We start from the raw sequence: 24,445 nt of genomic DNA on the forward strand, positions 1-24,445 counted from the left end.
GTCCGCCCTCATTCCATCCATTCTTTCGGTTATCCGCGGAGATCCCTCATCGTGGCGATCCAATGCCCCTCCTGCGATCACGCCCTCGGACTGAAAGCAGCCAAGCCGGGACGCTACACCACCAAGTGTCCCAAGTGCGCCCAGAAGCTCTTACTCCTCGTCCCCGCCGATCCTGAAGCATCCCCCACGGTCTCCGCCGTTCGAGCCGACCCAACGGCCAATACCAGCGCGGCTCAAACTCCCACGGTTGCGCCGACGCTTCCGCCCACCATCGGGACACAGGCGACCACGCCCGACGCGGCAGCCGCCGCCACCGGCGTCTGGTCGGCCCCTCGAGAGACGGAGGTCGCCGCCACGGCGGCCGATTCCGGGGGCGAGACGCGACCGACCAGTTACTGGGCGACCACCGCACCGACCGCGCCGCCGAACGAGGCCATCAATAGCGCGGAGCTCGGATTCGCCCTGGGGACCGACGCAGGTCCCACGAACCCAGGCCTCTCGACAGGCGCGAAGCCTGAGGGGATTCCCAGCGTACTCGGCGGCTATCAGATTCTCAGCGAGCTCGGCCGAGGCGGAATGGGCGCCGTCTACCTGGCGCGACAGATTTCGTTGAACCGCAACGTCGCCCTGAAGGTGATGAAGCCCGAGTGGGCCGACAACCCCACGTTTGTCTCACGGTTCACCCGCGAAGCCTACGCCGCAGCCCAGCTCGTGCACCATAACGTCGTACAAATCTATGACTTCGGCCAGGACCGAGGGACCAACTTCTTCAGCATGGAGTTTGTCCAGGGCCAAACGCTCTCTCAACTGGTCAAAGCGCAGAAGAAGCTCGACCCCGAGGCCGCTGTCGGATTCATCCTCCAGGCCGCGCGCGGACTCAAATATGCTCACGACCAAGGGATGATCCATCGCGACATAAAGCCCGATAACCTCTTGCTCAATGATCAAGGGGTCGTCAAGGTCGCGGACCTGGGCTTGGTGAAGACCCCCGCCCTGGCCGAGGCCGAAGAAGCCCGCGAGGCCAACACGGCAGTCGTCGCAGCGCCCAAAGGAGCGGTCTCCCTGGCCTCGAGCGGCAACCCGATCACCCTGGTCAATTCGGCCATGGGAACCCCTGCCTTCATGGCGCCCGAGCAAGCCGTCGACGCGGCGTCCGTCGACGCGCGTGCGGATATCTACTCGCTCGGCTGCACCCTCTATGACCTGGTCACAGGCCGCCCCCCGTTCGAGGGAAAGACGGCCATCGAGCTGATCACGAAACATCAGACCGAGGTGATCGTTCCTCCCGAGGCGATCGTCAAACGCGTCCCCAAGGCCCTCTCCGACATCATCCTCAAGATGGTGGCGAAAAAGCCCCAGGATCGCTATTCCTACCTCGGCGACGTCATCAAGGTGCTCGAAGACTACCTCGGCCTACCGGGCAGCGGGGTCTTCTCGCCTCGTGAGGAGCACGCGAACCTGCTCGCCGAAAGCGTTGAGGCGTTCAACAACGCGACCACGGCCCGACTTCGGCCCAAGCTCATCCTCGGCGGGTTCGCCGCCTGCCTCTTCGTGGTGGTCGCGGCGGCCCTCGCCCGGCAACCGTTCCTGGCGACCGGCTTCCTCGGGCTCGGGCTGATGACGGCCCTCGCCTACTTCATCGTCTCGGGTGTGACTCAGAAGAAGGCACTCTTCCTCAAAGCCCAACAGCTCGTTCTGGGGAGCGGCCTGTTCGAGTGGCTGATGGTCCTGGCCGGGCTCGTTTTATTCGCAACGGGCCTGGTCGTTTTCCACCTTGTGTTTGCCTGGATCGCCTTTGGTGTCGTGGCAACGATGATCGCGATCGGCTTCCACATGGCGTACGACAAGAAGCTCGAGGCGGAGCGGCGTGAGGCCGTCGAAAAGACCGAGAACATGCTCAAGACAATGCGCCTGCATGGCCTCGATGAAGATGCGCTCCGGCAATTCGTCTGCAAATACGCGGGCAACCGCTGGGAGGAGTTCTACGAAACCCTCTTCGGGTACGAGGCGAAGCTGATCGCCCGCGACCGCTGGGGACGCGCTGAGCAAGGGCGATTGCGATCGCGGTTCGGTGCCTGGCGTGACCCCATCGTCCGCTGGATCGACGCGAAACAGCAGACAAGGCGGGAGGCACGCGAGAAGCGACTGCTCCAGAAGATCGAGGAAAAGGGCCTGGCAGCGCGGGGCGTCAACCTCATGACGGCCAGGCGCCAGGCGCGGCGAGCGGCCGAGGCCATGGTCATGATGGCCGCCGAAATCAAGGAAGCGGAACGTCTACCGCACGCCGTCCGAGGCGAACGGCTCGCGATCGGCCAAGCTCTCCGGGACGCGGCCGCGAAGCCCGAGATGGTGCTCCACGAACGTGAGCAAGGCCTGATCGGCCCCCGCACCGACGGCCCCCTCAACCTCATCCTCGGCCCTGGCCCCCGTTTCCTCGCCGGTGCCCTGTTACTTACCGGCTGCCTCTTCTGGATGCATCAAAACCAGTTGCTGACCCAGAAGAAACTGGACGAGGCCACAGCCACCGCCAAGCAACTCAGCCAAAAGGCCCAGGCCGTGGCCACTGAGGCCGTGAAGGCAAACGACGTCAGCGTCCTCAAGGATGTCCATAAAACGTTCGCTCAGATCGACCTTCCCAAGGTTCCTGACCGCACACGCCCCTTGAACCTGCCGATGATTCCAAAACGGTTCACCGCCCTGTTCAACTCCTTCAATCCGGGAGTCGCCGGCCTGGTCCTCCTCTTTTCCTCATTTTTCCGAGGCGTCAAAATCAGCCTGTTCGCCCTCCCGGGGGCCGCAGTCGCCTGGTTCGGGCCGCAAATTCTCCCAGGAATGAATCCTTGGATCGCTCCCGCACTTGGCCTTCTGCTCGGAGGACTCGGCGCGATCTTTGGGCGAACTCGGTATTAATTTAAGTGCGCCGGGGTCCGACGTGTGCGGACCCCAGCCACCCCGATCGATGTGATTACTTGGGGGGTTGGCCCGAAGGGTCTTCCTCGCGGTAAAAGCTGTTGAACAGGAGCCGGAAGGTTCCGTGCGGCTGACCGCGATGCTGGGGCGGGAAGCCGAAGAGAACGACTCGGCCGGGGCCGATGTTGAACTCGACGAGCGCGGCTTTGCCTTGGATGACTTCAGGGCCAAGCAACCAGCCACTCTCCAACAGATTCTTGCCGGCGTAGCGTAAGCCAACTTTCCCGGGCCGCTGGACGTTCTCCGGGACGTCAAACGCAAGCGAATGGTCGAAGTATGCGGAGAGTTCCGAGGAGACGCCTCGCGTCAAGGAAGAAGTCCCGGTTCGCGTGACACGGACGATCGAGCCGGGCGCATAAAACCGCGACGACTTCACCCCCTTCAACACGTTGACCACGGGAAGGGCGAACTCGGTGATCGCGTAGTCACAGGAGTTCTCCAAACAGACGAGCGTTCCCCCCGCTTCGACGAACGCCCGCAAGGCAGCCGCTCCTTCAGGCCCCAATCCCCCCACGTATTTCGGCTCGGTCTGACCTTCCGAGTAGCCCTGGGACAAGGTTCGCGGCTCGATCGAAGCGATGACCAGCGTCTCGATCCGCTCCTTCAGGCCCCCTGCGCGAATCTCGGCATTATGCAGCGTGGTGTACGGGATCCGGAACTTTTCGAGCACGAGCCGGGTCCAGCCTTCATCCATACTCGAATCCCAGGGCTGATAGACGCCGATTCGGCCGCGTCGGAGCTCCCTCGACAACTTCGGGCTGGGATCATTCGCATGGCCGATCAGTTGACTCGAGACCGTCGGCAAGACTCGACTGAGCACCGCTTCGGCCTGGGCATCGGCCGGGAACGAGAGGTGGCCGCTCGCCTCGTTCACCTTGACGATGACACCGGCATCCAGCAACGCATTCACAACCACGAAATCATCGTTCGCCTGATTGCCTAAGGCGAAATATTTCGGGGCGCTCTCCCCCGAGCGTTGGCCCTGGATCAGCTCGATCCGCTCGAGCGGTTCGGAATCGGCCGAGAATCGTGTCCCGACAGCACTCACCTGAACGCCCATCTGAAGCGGCAGAGTCCAACCGGCCACGTCGTAGGGAGTTTCGGGCACCCCTCCCGCCGTGAACCGAGAGGGATAGACCTGCCGCTCCATCATGTCCTTGAGGTGACTCCGATAGGGCTGAGCAGCGGGCAGAATCCAGGCTCCCGCCTCGTAGGAGACGCCGTCGGCCTGAAACGGCTGAGTCGCCCGCCTCACCTCGATCCCGGAGGCGTGAAGGATCCGGACCAGCTCGCTCGCCGTTCCGGGATCGCGCTGATTGCGGGGAACGACCCAGGCGAAGGGGGGTTCGTTCTCTCCTTTCCGGGTGGCGTTGCGCGCCATGGCCTGGAGATTGGTCTGAAAGGTTTGCCGATAGCTGGCGGCGAGGGTCAGGATCGACCGGGCGCAGATCAGCTCGTAGTCGACGATGTCGCGCAAGCGCCACCAGCCGCCGGGCCAGGGATCGACGAAGTTGACGGTGGGCGCGTGGTCGCGGAACCCTCGTGACCCGCCGGAGAGGTCGCCCCTTTCAAGAAAGATCGGCGAAGCCATCCGGACGCTGGCTGCCTCGGTCAAAACGGCCACGATGTTGTGCCGTTGCGGAGTGGTTCGGTTCCCGCCGTTCCACCAGTTGTCGTACATCGCGTTGGTGAGCACACCTTGCTTGCCGGCGGCGGCGAGATCCCCCGCCATATGTGCACCGATCATGAAGATCGACTGGTGAATCCGCGCGTCGAGGTTGGGATTGATCGGGTCGTAGAAAGGGGGAACGAACAGGCGGGCGCCTCGGCTCCCCATTTGATGGACATCGTAGAGGATTGTCGGCATCCATTCCTGGTAGAGCAGTTGCGTCAGCAGCCGGGTCTCCTTCAGGTTGAGCATGAACCAGTCTCGGTTCGTGTCGTGCCCGGCGTACTTATGATAAAGCTCGGGCAGGCCGCTCCCTTCCCACGGATGCCCCTTCGACCGCTCATACCAGTGCGCGACCTTGTCCACTCCGTCGGGGTTTGCCGAGGGGACGAGCAAGAGGATCGTCGAATCGAGGATCGCTCGCGTGGCAGGGTCGTCCTTCGAGGCAAGTTCGTGCAACAGCTCCATCGCCATCAAGGTCGAGGCCGTCTCGGTCGAGTGGATCGAGCAGGTAATCACGACGACCGGCTTGCTCTCCGCAACCGGATCGGGCGTCTCCGTCGTCGCCGTGAGGCCGGGGTGACTCAATCGGCGTTGGAACTGCTGGTACTTGGGAAGATCCTTGATCGTCTCGGACGAGGAGACCACAGCCACGATATAGGGGCGGCCCTCGGTCGACTCGCCCAGGTTGCGAACCAAGACGCGGTCGGACGCCTCATCCACCTCGCGGAAGTAGTCGACCACGGCCGGCCAAGCCGCGAGATGAAAGTCTGCGCCCGGCCGATAGCCCAGGTGCGCCTCCGGGCTCGGTACATCGGCCCCCGCACAAGGCAAGACGAAACCGGCGAGGAGGAGCCAGACAAGGACGACTTGGCGAGAGCTTGGCATGGTCGAAGCACGCTCCTTGAGGTCTGACGCGGCGGCGAACGTGATTGATCGGCTGGAACCGAGGACAAGCGAATCGAGTGCGTTCCAAAGCGGCGTCGCGGCAGGCGGGAGCGTTGCACCTCGGATCAAATGGTCGTGGCCAACGCCCGTCGACTCCATGAGTCGTTACAAATTTATTTCCATCCACTGCTGAACATACTCAAGCGATCGCTCGATCGCCTCGACGCCGATAATAAGGAGGTCGCCCGGCTCCAGCTCGCGAAGCGCTTGCTCGATCGCAAGGTTCTCGTCTGCCACTTCGACCAGTTCCTTGATCCGAGGACGACCCCTCAGCCCTTGTTTGAGCAAAATATTGAGCTCGCCGTCCTGGCGATCCTGGTTCCCCTTGTCTTCATAGAGAATGACCCGGTCGAAGCCGTCACCGATGACCTCCCCCTGGCGGACGACGTCCAGGTCACGGCGGTTGCAGCCCGCGAACACGAGAACCCGGCGCGTGTGGGGCAACGACTCGGCCGTGTCGATCAACGCTTCGAGGGCCATCGCGTTGTGCGGGAAGTCGATGACGACCGTCGCCCCCTTGACCTCGAAGAGGTTGAACCGCGCGGGCATCTGGATCGGATCACCGGCGAACGACGCCAAGCCCGACCGGATCGACTCGCGGGACAGGCCGATGGACCAGGCCGCTCCGGCCGTCGCCAGCACGTTCTCGACCTGGAACCCGACGCGCCCCTGATGGGTGATCGGCACATCCGCCAGTAAAACGAGGGACTCCTCTTCCAGTCCCCTGGCCAGCACAATCGCACCGTCGCGAACGAAGACCGCACGTCCCCCCTCGTTGCGATGGCGGACGATCACCGGATGCTCGGCATCGCGAGCAAACCAGATCACTTCTCCAGGGCAATGGTCGGCCATCGCGGCAACAAGCGGGTCGTCGGCCTTGAGCACGGCCGCGCCCTCGGCGGCAACCACTTCGACGGTCGTCCGCTTGACCCGCGCCAGTTCCTCGAGGGTGTCGATCCCGCGAAGCTCAAGATGGTCTCCCTCGCCCAGGTTCGTGACCACCGTGACGTGGGAGCGGTCGAACGCCAACCCCTCGCGGAGGATCCCCCCCTGAGCCGTTTCGAGGACGGCCACTTCCACGAGCGGGTTGAGCAGCACGGTCCGAGCGCTCTGGGGACCACTGCAATCACCGGTCTCGATGCGCCGGTCGGCAACGTAGATCCCGTCGGTCGTGCTCATGCCGACGACCCGCCCCGCCTCGGCGAAGAGGTGGGCGATCAGCCGGGTCGTGGTCGTCTTACCGCTGGTCCCGGTGACGGCGATGAGCGGGATCCGCCCGTCGTCCCCCTCGGGATAGAGCGAGGTCAAAATGGCTTCGCCGATGGGCTGAGGAGGATCGTGCCAAGGTCTGAGATGCTGCCTCAGCCAGGGACTTGCGTTAACTTCGAGGATGACGCCCCCCTGCTCTTCAAGGGGACGTCCGATATCCTCGGCCACGACGTCGAGGCCAGCGAGGTCGAGCCCAATGACCCGAGTCGCGTCGAGCACGCGGGCAGCGACCTCAGGGTGAACCTGGTCGGTCACATCGACGTTGTTCCCACCGTCCCTGAGATGGGAGTTCCGCCTGATGAACACCCGTGCTCCAGGCGGGGGGATCGAGTCGAGCTGAAAGCCCTGATCGGCAAGAACCCCGAGGGCAATCGGGTCGAGCGGGAATTTTCTCAAAGGGGAAGACGCATCGTCACCGCGACGAGGGTCGCGGTTGACCTCCTCGACGAGTTCGGCAATGGAGTGAATTCCGTCGCCAATGACCTGAGCCGAGTCGCGTCGAGCAGCCGCAATGACTCGGTCGCCCGCCACGAGCATCCGATGGTGTGCGCCTGGAGCGAACCGCTCGACCATAATGTTGGAGCTGACCTCGAGCGCGGCGGCGTAAGCGGCCGTGAGCTGCTCGCGTGTGTTCAGGTTCAGCGTGATCCCATCGCCATGATCGGCGTCGCACGGCTTGATGACGACCGGAAGCCCGACTTCGAGCGCGGCGGCCCAGGCATCCTCGACGTCCGAGACGGGCCGACCTTGGGGGACCGGCACACCGACCGCCCGGAGCATCTCCTTGGTGAGGTCCTTGTCGTTGGAGATCGACTCGGCGATCGCACTCGTCCGATCGGTGAACGCAATCTGGAACCGTCGCTGGCGGACGCCGTGGCCGAACTGGATCAGGCTATCCGTGTTGAGCCGGCGAAAAGGAATCCCTCGCGCCCTCGCCGCCGCCGCGATCGGCGCGGAATTGGGGCCGATCCTGACCTGTTGAGTGAGCGTGCGCAACCGTTCGAGCTCGGTTCGAAGATCAAACGGACGATCGTCAAGCGCACTGCCGACCAACGACAAGGCCAAGGCGAGCGCAGCACGCCCCACTTCCTCTTCTTGATACTGCACGGCCAGCCGGGCAACCCCATCCTCGGCCGGCGGTCGCCAGGCCAAGAAGGCGACGTCCGAACCAGACCGCCGCTGAAGCTCCAAGATCAGGAGCGCCACCACCCCTTCCAGATCCCTCTCTTGCTTCAGCCGTTCGGTAACCTCATCAAGGCCGGAATCGGCCGAGGCGAACGATCGAATCAAACGATCCAAGAAACCAGGGATCTCGCCGGTCTGCCTCCCTTGGCGGCCTGCCAGATCCAACCACGCTTCGAGTACAGGAACACGGGTCCAGAGATTGGGTCCGCGCAAGGCCAGGACTTTCCGAACAATCATTCCGTTTCCCTACTGATCCAACGTTGCTCGAGAATCGGGCCGGCCGTTAGATCTTACCAAAAGAGGACCGCGCCGGGGAATTCGGGATCCTCCCTTGATTGGACGATTGCATGTCGCGATGTTCAGGGACCACGGATTGGGATCGACGCCACCACATCGCTTCTTCCGGCGTCCCACGGATCGAAGCCTGCCGAGCTTTCGTTCCTGTCCGAACGGACTCGTCTTCCATCTACACACACATCACGTCAATAGCTCTAAAACTTCCAGTGATTTCTCTTACATCGGTCTTCTGATCGAAGTAGACTGAGCGTGCAGCTTCCCTTGTTCCCCCGGAGGGATCGGATCTGGACGACGTACGCCAGCCTTTTCGGGAGCAATTTCGATGATTGAATTGGCTTGCCCGAGTTGTGGACGGGCGGGATCGATCCCGCGTGAGAAAATCAACACGCGTCTGACTTGCAAGAAATGCCACATCGTCTTTCACGTCAACACGACGGGACGGGCTCTGGTGGGAGAACCCCACGTCGAACCGCCGAAAGCCGAGCCTCGTCACCACGAAGGACTCCACCTGCCCAGCTTCGAGTCACTGGAAGGCCTGACGGAAAGCCTCCCCACGGTTTCCCCCCGATCGCTCGGGGTGGGGGCCGCGGCCCTTTCCGTCGTCGTCGGCCTGTTTCTGTTCTTGACCAAGCCGCCCGAGAGTCTCGCGGATAGCGCCCAGCGAACCGCGGAACGGTTCGCCAACGACGACCTGATCTATCTCAAGCAGATCGCCACATCCGAGACCATCGACGACGTCGTCCGTTGGTTCGACGCCGTCCACCCCCAACTCGTCAAAAATCGCGAGCAGTGGAAGAGCCGCGAAGCCAGAATTCAAGTCATGGTGATCGGCGAGGATCACAATCAGCGCAAGGGAGAAGCACAAGCATTTATCTATCCAGCGGGGGAAGCGGGGCACGTCAATGCGATCGCCACCGCCGCCGCCTCGACAACCACAACCGCGACATCCGCACAGCAGCAGCCCATCGACCTGAGACTCCACTGGGTTCTCGACCGAAAGGGAACCTGGAAACTCGACGGCCTCCAGACCTTCCAAGCGGCCTCCCGCCCTCTGTAAGTACCTGGAAGCAAGTTCCCCAAGGCAATCAGAGTCTGTCCCAGAAGTCGAATCCCCTCGGAGCTTTTGCTGATCTACCGGGTGCCATGCAGTTCCGTACTCGAAACCCATGCGGGAAAGCCTTGGCCTGGGGCGCCCGGGTTCCGAGTACGGAACCCGTGGCACTCCAACGTCCTTCATTATCCCGGTGAAACCTGACCTTCCGAGACAGATACTCAGTCGCCCCCCCATGGTCCAGCAATCACCGAATGCTCGCTTGCGGACTGCACCGCGGCATCGAGAATCCGAACGACGTCGCGGGCCTGTTCAGCTGTCACCGCAAGCGGAGCCCGCCCCTCGAGGTGATCGGCAATGTTGGCGTAATACGAATCCCAGTGGCTTTTCTCCGTCTCGACGGGCATGTCAACCACACCAGTGGCCGTTTCCCGGCGAATCGTGGCCGTGAGGTTCGCGGGTTCCACGGCCCGGTCGATGTCGCCGGCGCGGAGGGCATCCTCCTGGGGATCGATGCCGAACTTCGCGTAACCGCCTTCGGTCCCGACAACCCACCACCGGGGACGTTCGAGACGACAGATTCGGCTCATCTCAACCTGAAAGAGGAGGTTGTCGAATTCCAAGGCGATCCGTCCATGTCCTCCGCTGTTTACTCCCGGCCAAGGGGCGGGCGTGATCCAGGCGGAGAGCCGTCGGCATGGGCCCAACCCAAGCTGAAGCGCCTGGTCGACGAGGTGCGCGCCCCAGTCATGAAGGATCGTGCCCGCCTGCGTCACATCGCCACGCCAGGTTCGGGGCGGTGTGTGGCGGCAGACCGAGCTCTCGATGATGAGCGGTTGACCGATGAGGCCCCGGGCAAGAACCGCTTTGAGCGTCGCGTAGTCCCAATCCCATCGCCGGTTCTGAAAGACCGAGAGCATCCGGCCGGAAGCGTCGCGCGCCGCAATCATCCGGTCCGCTTCGGCTTCGGAGAGGGCCATGACCTTATCGACCACACAATCCTTCCCTGCCTCCAGGGCGCGCACGGCAAGCTCGGCGTGAGAGTCGTGCGGGGTTGCCAGGACGATGAGCTGGACTCTTGAATCGGCCAGCGCCTCCTCGAAACCGGCGTACCCGACGACTCCCCAGGCGGCAACCGCCTCCGCGCGGACGGCGGGGGAGCGGGCAACGACCCCGTGCAAGTTTAGCGAGTTTTGACGCCGGATCAGAGGACAGTGGAACGCCCGGCCTGCCAGGCCATACCCCACGACGACCGTTTCGATCATGACGTGACTTCCCAACGACCCTGCGGGTTGCGACGAAATCGCCTCACCGGCGACTCAGCTTCGACGCGTTCGTTGGCTCAGTATAGAGCATCAAGACCTCGCCACGAGCCTTAACATCATCGCTCCGCGATAAAAAGAGTTGATACTCTCCGTAGAATATAAGGATGGCATTTTAGTTCATCGCCGTGGCGAGGCGGAATTCGCCAAGACCTCTGCAAGACCTCTGTTAGGAAATACGCATGATCGCCCTTCACCGTGACGATCCCCAGATCCTGGGCCCACTCCCCGGTCCTCGTGCTCGCGAATGGCTGGCACGCGACGACCAGGTGATGTCTCCTTCCTACACCAGGACCTACCCGCTTGTCGTTCGTCGCGGCAAAGGCTCGATGATCGAGGACATCGACGGCAACCGCTTCCTCGATTTCACGGCGGGGATCGCCGTCACCGCGACGGGGCACTGCCACCCCGCGGTGGTCGACGCCATCAAAACCCAGGCCAGCCGGCTGCTCCACATGTCGGGGACCGACTTCTACTACACTCCGCAAATCAAGCTCGCGGAGCGGCTCGCCAAGCTCGCCCCCGGCGACGAGGCCAAACGAGTCTTCTTCACCAATAGCGGCGCGGAGTCGGTCGAGGCCGCCCTCAAGTTGTCGCGTCGCCACACCGGGCGACCACGGGTCATGGCCTTCTTGCATGCATTCCATGGTCGGACCTATGGCGCCATGTCCCTCAGCGCCTCGAAGCCGATGCAACGTCGCGGCTTCGCACCGCTGGTCCCCGAAGTCCATCACGCCCGATACGGCGACCTCGAGAGCGTTCACGCGTTGCTCCGGACGGTCTGCCCCGCCGACGAGTTGGCCGCGATTTTCGTCGAGCCGATTCAAGGTGAGGGGGGATATCTTCTTCCCCCACCCGACTTCCTGCCCGGCTTGAGGAAGCTCTGCGACGAGCACGGCATCATGCTCGTTCTCGACGAAGTGCAGACGGGGATCGGTCGTACCGGCAAAATGTTCGCCTCGGAACATTGGAATGTCGTGGGTGACATCGTCTGTCTCGCAAAGGGACTCGCCAGTGGTCTCCCCTTGGGCGCGATCGTCGCCAAGGCCGACGTCATGGATTGGCCGAGCGGCAGCCACGCCTCGACCTTTGGTGGGAACCCGGTCGCCTGCGCAGCGGCCCTGGCGACGTTGAACCTGGTCGAGGCAAAGTACCAGGCCAATGCCGAACGGCAGGGCAAGCACCTTCGCGCAGGGCTCGAAGAACTGGCTGGCCAGTATCCGTTCATCCGTGAGGTCCGTGGGCTCGGGCTGATGATCGGTGTCGAGATCCAGAACGACGGGGCCCCCGATCCCGAGCTTCGCGACCGAATCGTCGATCTGGCCTTTCATCGCGGCCTCCTGCTCCTGCCGTGCGGCCCCAGCACGGTCCGGTTCTGCCCCCCCTTGTGCCTGTCCCGCCGCCAGGTGGAAATCGGCCTCGGATTGTTCGGCGCAGCCTTGTCCGCAACCGATTCAACATCCCGATTCCACACGAGCTAAACGCAAAAAAACAAACGTTTGCCATTTCGATCACGTTGGAGTTAGGACATGTCACAAGTCGCTTCACCCCCGCCTCCGCCCACATTCGAGTGGAAACGGTGGCCGGAAACAGAAACATTTGTCGACAACCTCATCGACAAAGCCGTGGCCGGCAACGCGTTCGCTGCCACACTGGCGGAGCGGATGCGGGTCGAAACAAGCACCCGCTTCAAGGACTGGGTGGACCATCTGGTCATCTCCGGTCAAGGGGATCTCGGGTCGCAGCTCCGCAAGCTCGGCTTCAAACGTCAGGCCACGGACTACGCAGTCGGCGTCCCCGTCTTTGCTCACGACGGCGGAATTTTCCCTCGGCTGGCGATTGCGCCCGGTTCCGGGTTGGAAGTGCGCTCGCTCGCGATCAAGGTGGAATCGATCGCCGATTTCTCGAGGGCCTTCGACCTTGGCCTCGACGTCCGCGGTTATGTGCTTGGGCCGTACCGGGTGGGACGCGTTCCGGGCGAACGGACCGATCTCGAGGTGGTCGAGCGCCGGGGGTACACAGGGTTCGACCCGTTTCCGGGCGACCTCGCGCGTGAGGGACGGATGCGTCCGCACGCCGCCCGCGATGCCTTGGCCGCTCGCGACCTCTGGAAAGGGCGAAAACGCCGGTTTGCGGACGATGCCGACGGCTTCGACGCGACCGAGCAGACCCTGGAACAGGTCATCGAGCTGGCCGGATCGGTCGACCTGGCCTGTCACCTCATCTTCGAGGTGGAGCGCGAGAACTGGGAGCTGCGCAACCGGGCCGCACAGGTCCAGAAGAGCCGGCAAGACCGCCTCGGCCTCGGTTGGGCGAACCACGACCACCACACCTTTCGCTGCTCGCGCCAATTCTTCCCTCGCGTGATCCGAATGTTCGAGCGGCTCGGTTTCCTGCTTCGCGAACGATTCCACGCGGGTGAAAACGCAGGCTGGGGCGCGCAGGTTCTCGAGCACCCGACAACCGGGATCGTGATCTTCGCCGACCTCGACCTCGCCCCCGACGAAGCCGCTTACGACTTCGCGCACGCGGCCCTGCCCGACCTACCCCGGCCCAACACGGTCGGACTCTGGGTCGGCCTTCACGGCGAATCGATCCTCGAGGCGGGGATGCACCACCTCGAAGCCCAATTCGACTTTGATGCGTTGCGGCAGGATCTCAAGGCGGAGTCGGGCATCGAGGTCATGGCGCCGTTCTCCGATTTTCCGTTCCTTCGCCAGGCGTTTACTGCGGGAGAACGTTGGCCGGTCGCCAAACACCGCGCCGACCGGTGCCTGGCCAACGGCTGGATCACCGCCGAGCAACACGCGAAATTCATTCGCAGCGGCGCGCTGGGCAGCCACCTCGAGGACCTCCAACGCCGCGAGGGATACAAAGGTTTCAATCAGCAGGCCGTCAGCGCCATCATCGCCGCAACGGACCCTCGCCTGCATTGATCAGTAAACTTGCCCTCCTTTTTCGAGCGGACGCCCGTCGAAATCTCGACGGGCGTCCGCCTGAATCGAGCGAAGCATCGAGCCGGTTGCCACTTCAGAACTCCCGGATTATGATTCGGTTCCTGACCCCATTAAAGTCATTGGTCAAGGGGACCTTCATCTATGCATGACGATAATCCTTATGCAGCCCCTGAGTTCTCCGCACCGTCCGACAGTAAATTCTTGGACCAAGCGTTCGATTCTCCCGATGATGAGGGTTGCTGGCGGGCCGGTCGCTTTTTGGTCTTGACGAAAAAGGCGAGTCTTCCCGATCGTTGCATCAAATGTAATCTCCCCGCGAATCACTACCGTCTCACGCGCAAGCTTTACTGGCACCCTCCAGTCTGGTACTTAACCTTATTAATTAGTCCGTTGCTCTACATCATTGTGGGGGGCTTCGTTCGCTATTCAGCCAAGATCAAAGTCGGCCTCTGCCCGCGCCATCGAACCCGACGACTCCGCGTACTCACATCGGCTTGAGTCGCGATCCTGGTTGGAATTGCCATGATGGCGGTCGGACCTGCCTGGATCAAATCCGACTGGTTCCTGCTCGTCTTCTTGATCAGTTCGATTATGATCCTCTCAGGAATCATCGGTGGAATCGTGGGATCCCAGGTTGTCTCCACCAAGTCCATCGATAAACAGTACGTCTGGCTCGCGAAGGTGAATCCCGAGTATCTCGAGATGCTTCCGGCCTGGCTTGATTAAGCGTTTCACGGCGAGAAAAGGTAACGGTTCGTTGGGAATGCTCGGCGGGATCCCTCCGCTTCAAAAACTCTTAGCCTCGATTTTTGTTTTGCTTCAAACGGAAAAGGAGAGACGCCCTACCCGAGTTATAGTAAAATTCGGCAGGAGTCTCACCATGCGAAAGCCCTGAAAGAACTATACACCTGTCGAGAATGCTGCCATTCTCCGGCGTCATCTGATCGACCATGTCCTGATCTCTGCGATGAGCTCCAACTCTCGCCCACGCTGTTCTGCCTCTGGCAGAAGCAGTTCTTCGAGAACGGCCCCGCCGCCTTCGAACGCAAGAACGCCGCGCCTGAGACCCAGCATCTCCACGCTATCGCCGCACTCCGCGACAGGTGTCAATAGACCCGAATTGTTACGAGATCTGAGGTTCTCTTGACCGGGCGGTTTCCTCCAGGACTGCCCTTGGATTTTGGCTTTCTCTGTGACTTTTCGCATTCACCCGCGAGACCTGTTCGTTCCTACCAGGTCCAGCAGGGGACAGTGGCTTGGCCCCCAATCGTTGCGAACTCGTAACCTCTTGACCTTCGGTTTCCTCCACCACCGAGGTCCCTCGAATCAGCCCCAGACTCTCCCTTCGACGTCGAGGACGGCTCCTCCAAGGCAATCGCAATTGAGCAAATTAACAGGTGTATATATTTTTTGATATCGCCCGCCACGGCAATCCGCCCTGGTTTCCGGATCAAACCCATTACTATCCCCCCTCCGTCGCCGTGAACGACTCCTCCAAGGCCGTTTCACTGAACATCTCCACTACTGAACATCACCTTAACATGTGAGTTGAACAGCAAACATCCTCGCCCCTCCCTGTTGCGATTGCGATTGGTAAGCATCGTAATCGTGCAAGAGGGCATGGATTATTTCAAGCTCGGAATGGTCTGACAGCCGTAATATTCTAGCGAAGTGCAGTCTTGACAAACAAACACAGGCACTTTACCTTCTCCTTTTGTACGGTATCGTTTGCCTAAGGGGCTGGCACCGAATAAGTTGACCGTTTTATGCTACAATCGGCTCACCTCCTTCCACTTCATAGACGGGGGGTGGGCTATGGAGTCCAAGTCCGATCACCGAGCCGTCCACGTCTGCCATTGTCCCGATTGCCAACGAGGTTGGCGAACCGACATCGTTGAGGAGCATCGGGCCATCAACCAACTGATTGCCATCCTCGACGAGAAGTGGCGGCGGTTGTTCGCCGGCTTCTGGGCGACAGTCTACGGCCGAGGAGGGATCGCACGGCTGGCGATCATCACAGGGTTGAGTCGAACGACGATCCGTCGAGGGCGGAGCGAATTCCTCCAACCGGAGAGCATTGATCCAACCCGCATTCGTAAGCCGGGCGGCGGTCGCAAGCGGATCGAAAAAAAAACGTCCCGACCTTGTCAAAGCCTTGGATCAATTACTCCAAGATGCGACCGCAGGCGATCCGATGACGGGCCTCAAGTGGACACATAAATCGACCCGGACGCTGTGTGCGGCCCTGCGACGTCGAGGGATCGCCGTCAGCCGAAAGCCTGTGGCTCGGTTGCTCCACCAGTACGACTACTCGTTGAGGACCAATCGCAAACGTCTGGCCGGGACCCATCATCCTGATCGGGATCGACAGTTCCGCTACTTGACCCGCATCCGTCGCTGGTATCTCACGCACGGGCTGCCGGTCATCAGCGTGGATGCCAAGAAGAAAGAACTGGTCGGCAACTTCAAGAATCCGGGCCGGTGCTGGCGGAAGACCCACCGGGATGTGCTGGATCACGACTTCGCCAAGGACGCCTCGGGGCGAGGCATCCCCTATGGGATCTACGATGTGGGTCGCAACGCCGGGTATGTGGTCATCGGCACGTCGCACGAAACAGCCGCCTTCGCTGTCGCCGCCATCCGCCGGTGGTGGCGGGCCGTGGGACAAGCGGCCTACCCCGCCGCTCGACGGTTGCTCATTGAGTCGGATTGTGGCGGAGCCAATGGCAACCGGAGGCTCGCTTGGAAGGCCGCCCTTCAAGGCTTCGCCGACGAGTTCCAGTTGATCATCACCGTGACGCACTACCCACCGGGGACCTCGAAATGGAACCTGATCGAGCACCGGATGTTCAGCCTGATCAGCGAGAATTGGGCCGGTGAGCCGTTGGTCAACTACGAGACGATGTTGAAGTATATTCGGAGGACACGGTCAGCGACGCAGGGCTAGCGCGCATTTATAGGTAGTTTTGGCGACCTGTAGGGCTTGCGCCCGGGCCGATATTTTTGTAAATCATTCTCCATGCTTACTCCCCGGCTGGTTATGCATGGAGAGCGAACGATGGCGGATCCACGACGCGTCGACCTGGATGAGATCGTACTCCACTTCCACGAGTTGGAGGACCCCCGCTCCTCGATCAATCTCCAGCATCCCCTGACCAGCGTCATTGCGATCGCCTTGATGGCTATCCTGGCCGGCGCCGCCGGCCCGACCGCGATCGCCAGGTGGGCTGTCATGAAGGAGGCGTTCCTCGTCAGAGTCCTGGACTTGCCCAACGGCATCCCACGCAAGGACGTCTTCCGTCGTGTCCTCATGGCGCTGAAGCCCGATGCCTTCCAGTCATGCTTCGCCGGATGGCTGCGGTCCTTGCGGGCGACAGCGGAAGCGGAGACCGGAATCGAGCAGCCGGTCCTGGCCGTGGACGGTAAGACGGCGAGGCGGAGCCACGACCGCAAGAACGGCCTGGGGGCCCTGCATTCCGTGAGCGTCTGGGCGAGCGAGTACGGCCTGTCGCTGGGCCAGGTGGCCTGCGCCGAGAAGTCAAACGAGATCACGGCCATCCCCGAGCTCTTGAGGCAGGTCGACATCGAGGGGGCCATCATCACGATCGACGCGATGGGGACGCAGAAGGCCATCGCCGAGCGAATCGTCGAGGGGAAGGCGGATTACGTCCTGGCCTTGAAAGGGAACCAGGGGACGATGCATCAGGTGGTCATCAACCACATCCTGGAGCAGTGGGAGGACGACTTCGCGGGTGTGGATGCCGGCCGGCATCAGACCGTGGAGTCGGGGCATGGCCGTCGGGAGACGCGGACCTACATTCAACTGCCCGTGCCCCAAGACCTACCGGGGCTCAGGTCGTGGAACGGGCTGAAATCGATCGGTATTGCGGTCTCCGAATCGGTCCGCGACGGCAAGGTGACGGACGAGGTCCGCTACTACATCAGCAGCCTGGCGATTGATGTGCAGCGATTCGCCCGCGCCGTTCGGTCGCACTGGGGCATTGAAAACGGCTGCCACTGGACTCTGGATGTGACCTATCGCGAGGACGAATCGCGGATCCGCGAGAAGTGCCTCCGAGAGAACATGGCGTGGCTGAATCGCCTCAGCCTCTCGCTGTTGAAGCAACATCCCGGCCGCGAGAGCGTAGCCATGAAGCGGCGGAGTTGCGGCTGGAGTGAGGAGTTCCTGTTGCAAGTCATTGTCGGATCAACGAATTAGTGTGCGCTGGCCCTGGTCAGCGACGGGGTTCCATTGTCGTGCTTGCCTGGATCGGACCGCATACAAAAAGGGGGTGAAGGTAACCCGTGAGGAAAGGGCGGCGATCCGATTGAAACCCCGCTCTGTACTACCCCAATGGAACTACACAATCTGGCCTCACAGGGCTGACCGCAAATGAACAACTTATTTGGTGCCGGCCCCTAACCCCCTCACAACTCGAAGAGTTCCGCACCTCAAGCTAGAGTTCCCCTTCATTTTCACACTCAAAGACCATCATTATCAGTCGGTGTCTAAAAACACGGCCAGTTCACAATAAATTGCCCAGTTCCTAGGAAAGCCTCCTACCAAAGCACCTCTTGAGGTTTAATCTTCGTCGTCCAAGACGAGGAAAACGCTATATTTTCAGGCATCCATTACGCAGTCCGAAGCAGTATCACCTTGCTTTTCGCTTCGCTTATCATCGCTATGCCAGATCATCCAGCACAGGCTTTGGTCACTGGAATCAGTGTCAACGGCGCGAATCCGTACATGCGGCCGTTACCATTAGGAGCACCCGTCGGACTTCCAGTCATCGATAACTGTCAGGACCTAATTTCATCTGTTAAATGGGAGTTGAAACTCGACCCTTGTGGCGATGATTGGGAGACCGGCCTGGAAGCGAACCCAGGCGTCGTCTTTGTGCTCGACAATGGATGGCGACGGACTCTTCAAGCTCGGGCTATTGTCGCATATGTACACTTCAGTGTAGACAATGATCCTCCTGCGCATGCGCCAACCGTCCATCTGAAAACAATAGACCAACTACCTGCTAACAGTGTTGACTGGGACAACGCAACTTGAAACAAGAATGTGATGAATGTCTCAGTACTAACCGCACTGCGGGTTCAGCTCGTGTGCGGCGGACTGCCAGCACCCGGTTGGCCGTATGAGATTTGCGAAAAAGTCACATACATAATTACTGCCGGAACTCCACAAAAATTCGACGGCGGCTTGCCCGAAAACTTAAGCACAAATACAAATAATCATTTTCAGAATATTTAGAATAATTATTTGTTAATGATTTCGGATACAAAATGACAGTTTTGGGATATCAGCAATTTGCCGAATAGTGTTTACCTGCAGCACAAACAGACAATTAGAACAAGACAAACTGATAAATTTAAATATAAAAATATTTAAATTTCGCTTATTTACTTAACAGCAACACAAGCCAAGACCGGCCCTGTCAGCTACAAGGTCGAGATTACAAAGAACTGAGAGTTTTGAACGAATAGGAGGTCACATGACTTTGCGATTATTGGCTGTCGCCGTGCTATTGTCTGGGATGGTTTTCTCAGGCAAGACATTGAGAGAGATTGTCGCTCAATCTCCTACGCTTCCGGTCCAGAAGCCTAGCAAAACGTCTCCCGCTCCAAAGGCTACTACATTCAAGTTTCGTTCTAAAACAAGCCAGGCGGAAGTGGCAAGATTGCGGGCCGAATACGCAAAACATGGCCCCCCTTCTCCTGCCGAGGTTGCGAAACGCAATGCGATTCAAAGCCAGCAAGTTAAGGAAGCCCTGTCACTGGCAAAGGTCGATCGTTATCCGATCTTCCATGCTGGTGGCTCTGGCATGCAAACGAACGTTGCGGCCGTTGCACGCGTTGAGAACAGGGGTACCAAGATCGTTCCGGACGCCAACGCTGAGGGCGAGTTGTTGGCGGTTCAGAAAGACTTTGCAGCCGCTATGACGAAAGGCGATCCCCAGCCTCCTAATCGTACCGATCACTTCCGCTGGCTCAACAATTCGGAAGCCTTTAAGCAAGACAACGGTCGAGTGATCGGTTGGTACGGGGCCGTGGTCGATACCAAGCGGACTCCTGAGGGGAGTTGGCTGATACAGATTGTGATCCGACCGTGGATCCAACATACTAGTCGAGGCATTCTGATTGATAAGGTACTCGAGACCTATGAGTTCTCGAACGGTCAGATCAAATTGATCGAGTCAGATGCTCATCTCGTGCACGACCAGAGCCAACAGGTCTACCTCATCACATACTGAACACCCGCCGCCTGGAAGGCGGTGGGTTCGACAGTCGGCTGGAAGCCCGGCTAAACGGTTACTCTAACTCGCTGACCTGAAAGACGTCGTCGCCTTTCGCCATTTCCTGCGTCCGGATGTACTCCATGATGGCCTCGTCGGTGACGTTCCCCGAACTCGCCACAAAGTAACCCCGAGCTCACAGGTACCGACCTCAGTACAACCTCTTGAGGTGGCTATACTCCTGCAGCAGCCGTCGTGAACTCTTCCCCATTGATCCGCTGCATCAGGTAACTCGCCGACATGTGCGGTGGACAGGAGACAAACAGGTGAACGTGGTCGCTGCTGACATGCCCCTTGAAAATGTCGGCCTCCGACTCCGCACAGATCGTCCGAACGATCTGACAGAGTCGGAGGCCGACATCACCTCTCAGCAACTTCTTGCGATACGTTGGTGATCCACACCAGGTGGAACTTGATGTCAAACCGGTGTGGGTGGTCCTTTCGGTAGTGCTCCATCCCGAGAGCCTACTAGAAGCGGTCACCTAAAGGCGAGGGATTCTAGATCATGCAAATATACATTAAATAATAAATTTTGGTTTGGTCCGGAATCAGAAAGGGGGGCAGGGGCCGACAGGATTATCGGCTCCTGCCCCCCTTTCCATTCCGGGGCAAAGAGAGGATCACCGTAAGTACTGTGAACAGCATCTTCAAGGAGGTTCGTAGGCATGGAATAATGTTCGGAACACCGTCTTGACGCAAATGACAGGCTTGAAGCCACCATCGGCCCCGATTTTGTCGAGGACGGCTCCGAAGTCGAGATTCGGCCGACGTTTAGTCTTTTACGACTTCGCTTGCCAGCTGTCGGGCAGCAGTTCTTCGATCCGCCACGTCGAATGCGTGCTGATTCGCTCAAGCATATCGCACAAAGTAGGCTTGGGGGTCGATCCCAAGATCCTTGCAGGTCGTGCAGAGACTCATCAGCGAGGCCGCCGTCTGGCCCCCTTTGCCACTGCCGGCGAACAACCAAGATCCAAGTCGGCCTCTGCCCGCGCCATCGAACCCGACGACTCCGCGTGCTCGCATCGGCTTGGGTCGCGATCCTGGTTGGAATTGCCATGATGGTGGTCGGACCTGCCTGGATCAAATCCGACTGGTTCCTGCTCATCTTCTTGATCGGTTCGATTATGATCCTCTCAGGAACCATCGGTGGAATCGTGGGATCCCAGGTTGTCTCCACCAAGTCCATCGATAAACAGTACGTCTGGCTCGCGAAGGTGAATCCCGAGTATCTCGAGATGCTTCCGGCCTGGCTTGATTAAGCGTTTTACGACGAGAGACTCTAGCGGTTCGTTGGGAATGCTCGGCGGGATCCCTCCGCTTCAAAAACTCTTAGCCTCGATTTTCACCTACCCATCTTGCGCCGCTTCTGCCGATAACACTTCTCGTGCTGGCCAAAGGAAGGGTCAGTATCCCTCGGGATCGAGGGACCAAGGATGCGTCAGTGAAGGCTTGACCCCAGGATGGTGGTACATGCTGGCTCCCCATCGCCTCATCCTGCTCGCCACCGGCGCGGGCCTGATCGCCTGCGCGGCAACGACAAGGGCTCAGGACGCGCTCCTCCCGGGGCCGCATCGTCTCACCCCACCGCAAGTGGTTTATCACCTGACCTTGGAAGATGCCAAGCAGCGGGCGATCACCACCAACAAAGGTCTCGAGCTTGCCAACCTGGGCATTCAAGCGAATCGGGAGGCGACCGCCGCAGCCAGGGCGGATTACCTGCCCAAGCTCCTTGGCAACGTCAACTACTTCCACTTCAACTCCAACCTCGGCGTCGTCCAGACCATCCGCACCGGGCGACTCGGCATCTTGCCCGTCGGCAGCCGGTCGATTGCCGTCAACGCCGTCAACCAGGACAGCAGCCTGGCCGCAATCACCCTGGCCCAGCCGATCACGAAGCTGATTGCGATCAACGCGGCTGTCAAGATCGCCAAGGCCGATGAGCAGATCGGTCAGGCCCAGTTGGCCAAAGGAACTCGGGACTTGCTATCCGGCGTCGCCCAGGCGTTCTACGGCCTGCACGGGGCCCAACGCATCGAGACCGCCCTCAGGCTCCAGGTGGGATATGCTCAGCAACTCGCTCAGGCGAACCCGGCTCCCGAGATTCGCGTGGCGGCGATCGAGGCGAAGCAGGCCTTGAACCAGGTGCATGGCCAGGCGGTCGACATTGCCGAGCAACTCAACAACCTGATCGGGCTTCCCGCCGGCACCGTGCTCGTTCTCGAGGAGCCGATGCCCCCCGCCCCTCCCGTCCATTCGGCGGACGAGGCCGCCAGCCGTGCCCTGGCCTGTAATCCGCAGGTTCAGGAGGCGATGGCCTCATCCCAGAAGGCGGCCGCGGCGCTTCAGGTGGCCCGGTCCGAATTCCTGCCGGACGTCAACATCTTCGGATCCTACTTCAACCAGACCGCCGCCCCCATCATCCAGCCCAACTTCGGGGCGTTCGGGATCTCGGCCTCCTACACGTTCGTCGACTGGGGCAAGCGGCGGCACATCAAGTACCAGCGTGAGTTCCAGACCGCCCAGGCCCAGAGGAACGTCCAGGCGACCATCGACAAGGTCGTGCTCGAGGCGCGCCAGGCTTACGGCAACTTCGAGCAAACCAACGAGGCATTGGCACTCGCCTCCGAGCTCGTTCAGGCGCGAAGAGATGCCGAGGGCGCAACGAAGTCCCCGCTTGCAATCCAGACCGCGAAGGCCGCCACGGCCAAGGCGGAGTTGGAGCAACTCCACGCCGAGGCAGACTACCGAGTGGCTCATGCCAAACTCATGGAAGTGATCGGCCTGCTTTAAAGGCTGCGTGTGAAGCCAGTCCGACTCTTGGGCGTCCGGTCAAAACCGGTCCCAGGCGTCCGGCTGCCCCTCGTGAATTCATCAAATTCCCATTTGAATTCATCGCATCCCCAGAGGCTGATGCCTCTGGCTCTGGATGGTCGTCACATTAGGACCCGCCGAAGCCTGTCAGGTCGGATCCGTCTTCTCTGAAAAAGGAGAGACGTTTCGGCATCAGCCTGGGAAAACCGACTCACCTTGACGACTTGCACGATTTCCTGATGATGTCAAGTCATCACGGAGCATCTCCATCGACCTGGAAGAAGCTTGAAGGCCTCGAGCTTAAGGGGTGGTGATGTGCTCAGACCAGCGTCAAGGCCCATCCCGACTTTCATGATCGCCTGCATCCTGTCGTTCGGGATGGCTAGCGGGGGTTGCGCCCTCGGGCCGAAGGCGCTGGAGAAGACGCACGGGCGCTATAACGAAGCGATCCATCGGGTTGACGAGGAACAGCTTCTCCGCAATCTCGTCCGCCTGCGATACGACGAGTCTCCGTACCAACTGAATGTCTCGTCGATCGCGGCGCAATACGAACTGGCCGGGCAGGCCGAGGCTCGTCCCTTCTTCATCGCCCCGAACCCAAGCAACAGCAACATCATTTTCCGGACGTTCACCTCCGTCCTCCCCGATCTCCTCGTCAGCGGCGCGAACCGGCCCACGATCACGATGACCCCGGCGTCTGACGGAGACGCTGTCCAGCGGTTCCTGACGCCGATCTCAGCCGATACGCTCGTCTTCCTCGGCCAGACGAGTTGGCCGGTCTCCACCGTCCTCCGGCTCTGGGTCGAGCGACTCAACGGAGTCCCCAATGCCCCGTCGGCAAGTGGGCCGCAACGGTGCGAGGTCCCCGACTTTGCTCGGTTTCGCCGAGTCGCCGAGTTGCTCCAAGCCGCGCAGGATCAAGGGCTGGGAACCGTCCACGCCGAGGAACGCCCGGTCGAGCTCTCGGGCCCACTCCCCCCGCCGACAGCGGGCAGCGACAGCTCCACGGCGGTCGAAGCGGCGAAGAATGGGTTGAAATACCTCCCCCGCGAGGATGGATCGGGGTGGGGGTTGTTCCGTTCGGAGCGACGCCTGGTGCTCGACCTGACCCCGCAAGGTATCGACCACCCCGACACGCTCGAATTGGAAGCGCTCCTCCATTTGCAACCGGGACAGGCGAGATACGCGATCGTCGTAACACCGGGCATCGATCCCGATCCGTTGCGGATGCCTCTCCCCCAATCCGCCGAAATTAAGATCTTGCTGAGGTCGACGGCCCAAGTCTTTTACTACCTGGCAAACGGGGTGGAAGTCCCCAGCGAGCACCTCGACACCGGCATCATCCGGCCAATGGTCGGGCCGGACGGAATCTCCTTCGACAGCCGCAACGTGACAGCAGGACTTTTCAACGTCCACGCCTGCCGGGGCCATAAGCCGCCGCAAACCGCCTTTATCGCCGTGAAGTACCGGGATTATTGGTACTACATCGACGACCGCGACCAGACAAGCAAGGCAACATTCGCCCTGGTCCTCCAGCTCAGCCGACTCGACTTTGCACGCCAACAGCACTCCGGTACACCGTTCCTGACCCTCCCGGTGGGTCGCTGATCCCGGGCCGGTAGGCGATTCCCACTCTCCCGCAACCCCCGCGCCGGCTTACCGGG

Annotated in this window: 15 protein-coding genes and 1 pseudogene; 12 read left to right on the top strand and 4 right to left on the bottom strand. The window is 60.7% G+C overall.

Translation table 11 applies throughout. From position 1 onward, the window contains the following. Positions 1-51: 51 nt before the first annotated feature. Positions 52-2,910, top strand: a complete 2,859-nt coding sequence (locus tag SINAC_RS38265; protein ID WP_015249342.1) for a serine/threonine-protein kinase — start codon at positions 52-54, stop codon at positions 2,908-2,910. A 55-nt stretch (positions 2,911-2,965) separates the two neighbouring features. Here SINAC_RS38265 and SINAC_RS30170 read toward each other — a convergent pair whose 3' ends face one another. Next, a complete protein-coding gene (locus SINAC_RS30170) occupies positions 2,966-5,527 on the bottom strand; it encodes a M14 family metallopeptidase (RefSeq protein ID WP_015249343.1) in 2,562 nt (853 codons plus the stop codon). Positions 5,528-5,692: 165 nt separating this feature from the next. Next, positions 5,693-8,278: a cyanophycin synthetase gene (gene cphA, locus SINAC_RS30175; RefSeq protein WP_015249344.1), complete on the bottom strand. Its 2,586-nt coding sequence runs from the start codon at positions 8,276-8,278 to the stop codon at positions 5,693-5,695. Positions 8,279-8,660: 382 nt separating this feature from the next. On the opposite strand from cphA, the gene SINAC_RS30180 reads away from it, so the two are divergent. Then, on the top strand, positions 8,661-9,395 hold the full coding sequence (locus tag SINAC_RS30180) for a zinc ribbon domain-containing protein (RefSeq protein ID WP_015249345.1): 735 nt from the start codon (positions 8,661-8,663) through the stop codon (positions 9,393-9,395). A gap of 215 nt (positions 9,396-9,610) precedes the next feature. Here the strand turns inward: SINAC_RS30180 and SINAC_RS30185 are convergent, their stop codons facing one another. Beyond that, entirely contained in the window at positions 9,611-10,654 is a 1,044-nt protein-coding gene (locus SINAC_RS30185; RefSeq protein ID WP_015249346.1) for a Gfo/Idh/MocA family oxidoreductase, read from the bottom strand. Between the two features lie 239 nt (positions 10,655-10,893). On the opposite strand from SINAC_RS30185, the gene SINAC_RS30190 reads away from it, so the two are divergent. The 7 genes from SINAC_RS30190 to SINAC_RS30220 all read left to right on the top strand — a co-directional run bounded on the left by SINAC_RS30190 (position 10,894) and on the right by SINAC_RS30220 (position 19,928). Beyond that, a complete protein-coding gene (locus tag SINAC_RS30190) occupies positions 10,894-12,192 on the top strand; it encodes an acetyl ornithine aminotransferase family protein (RefSeq protein ID WP_015249347.1) in 1,299 nt (432 codons plus the stop codon). Between the two features lie 48 nt (positions 12,193-12,240). After that, a complete protein-coding gene (locus tag SINAC_RS30195; RefSeq protein ID WP_015249348.1) occupies positions 12,241-13,647 on the top strand; it encodes a hypothetical protein in 1,407 nt (468 codons plus the stop codon). Between the two features lie 543 nt (positions 13,648-14,190). Continuing rightward, entirely contained in the window at positions 14,191-14,394 is a 204-nt protein-coding gene (locus SINAC_RS30200) for a hypothetical protein (RefSeq protein WP_015249350.1), read from the top strand. 1,351 nt (positions 14,395-15,745) lie between these two features. Then, positions 15,746-16,615, top strand: a complete 870-nt coding sequence (locus tag SINAC_RS30210; protein WP_052334764.1) for an ISAzo13 family transposase — start codon at positions 15,746-15,748, stop codon at positions 16,613-16,615. A gap of 111 nt (positions 16,616-16,726) precedes the next feature. Beyond that, positions 16,727-17,887: an ISAs1 family transposase gene (locus tag SINAC_RS30215; protein WP_015244219.1), complete on the top strand. Its 1,161-nt coding sequence runs from the start codon at positions 16,727-16,729 to the stop codon at positions 17,885-17,887. Between the two features lies 1 nt (position 17,888). Then, positions 17,889-18,065 (top strand): ISAzo13-like element transposase-related protein, encoded by a 177-nt coding sequence (locus SINAC_RS42060; RefSeq protein ID WP_157579471.1) that lies wholly within the window; start codon positions 17,889-17,891, stop codon positions 18,063-18,065. 1,104 nt (positions 18,066-19,169) lie between these two features. Next, entirely contained in the window at positions 19,170-19,928 is a 759-nt protein-coding gene (locus tag SINAC_RS30220) for a hypothetical protein (RefSeq protein ID WP_015249353.1), read from the top strand. Positions 19,929-19,986: 58 nt separating this feature from the next. Here the strand turns inward: SINAC_RS30220 and tnpA are convergent. Further along, positions 19,987-20,426 (bottom strand): annotated as a pseudogene (gene tnpA, locus SINAC_RS42180) (IS200/IS605 family transposase). 557 nt (positions 20,427-20,983) lie between these two features. On the opposite strand from tnpA, the gene SINAC_RS30225 reads away from it, so the two are divergent. From SINAC_RS30225 to SINAC_RS30235, 3 genes are all read left to right on the top strand, one after another. Then, positions 20,984-21,229 (top strand): hypothetical protein, encoded by a 246-nt coding sequence (locus SINAC_RS30225; RefSeq protein ID WP_020467011.1) that lies wholly within the window; start codon positions 20,984-20,986, stop codon positions 21,227-21,229. Between the two features lie 211 nt (positions 21,230-21,440). Further along, positions 21,441-22,760, top strand: a complete 1,320-nt coding sequence (locus SINAC_RS30230; RefSeq protein WP_015249355.1) for a TolC family protein — start codon at positions 21,441-21,443, stop codon at positions 22,758-22,760. A 336-nt stretch (positions 22,761-23,096) separates the two neighbouring features. Next, complete coding sequence (locus SINAC_RS30235) at positions 23,097-24,389, top strand: hypothetical protein (RefSeq protein ID WP_237722799.1); 1,293 nt, start codon at positions 23,097-23,099, stop codon at positions 24,387-24,389. Positions 24,390-24,445: the final 56 nt, after the last annotated feature.

The sequence above is a fragment of the Singulisphaera acidiphila DSM 18658 genome, from assembly GCF_000242455.2.
Taxonomy (GTDB): domain Bacteria; phylum Planctomycetota; class Planctomycetia; order Isosphaerales; family Isosphaeraceae; genus Singulisphaera; species Singulisphaera acidiphila.